Source organism: Idiomarina sp. Sol25, from assembly GCF_033052775.1.
In the GTDB taxonomy this organism is placed as follows: Bacteria; Pseudomonadota; Gammaproteobacteria; order Enterobacterales; family Alteromonadaceae; genus Idiomarina.
On record NZ_JAUPEW010000033.1, the window covers coordinates 1 to 534 of the forward strand.

Consider the following 534-nt stretch of genomic DNA (forward strand, 5'->3'; position numbering starts at 1 on the left):
GTTCTGCTTTACGCGATCCTCCGGCTTCAGGGCGTCACGCCATGGAACCCCGAAGGCATCGCACCGATGTCGCCAGATCTCGCGTTCAACACCGCGATCAGCTTCGTGACCAACACCAACTGGCAGGCCTATGGCGGCGAAAGCCAGTTGTCGTATTTCAGCCAGATGGTCGGCCTGACGGTACAGAACTTCGTCTCTGCCGCTACAGGCATCGCGGTCGCGGTCGCGGTCATTCGCGGTTTCGTCGCGCGCGGCACCGGCCAGATCGGCAATTTCTGGGTCGATCTGACACGGACGGTTCTTTACGTCCTTTTGCCGCTTGCCATCATCGGCGGTCTGATCCTCGTCTGGCAGGGCGTGCCGCAGACGTTGGCGGCCTATCCGACCGCCCTGACGCTGGAAGGGGCCGAACAGGTCATCGGCCTGGGCCCGGCGGCCAGCCAGATTGCGATCAAGCAGCTTGGCACCAATGGCGGCGGCTTCTTCTCGGTCAACTCGGCCCATCCGCTGGAGAACCCGACGATCCTGTCGAAC

General features: G+C 62.9%; 1 protein-coding gene. It reads left to right on the plus strand.

Features of this window, described 5'->3' with window-relative positions; genetic code table 11:
- Positions 1–534, plus strand: a 534-nt coding sequence (locus Q5L94_RS13325; RefSeq protein ID WP_317498851.1) for a potassium-transporting ATPase subunit KdpA, incomplete at both ends; no start/stop codon positions are given.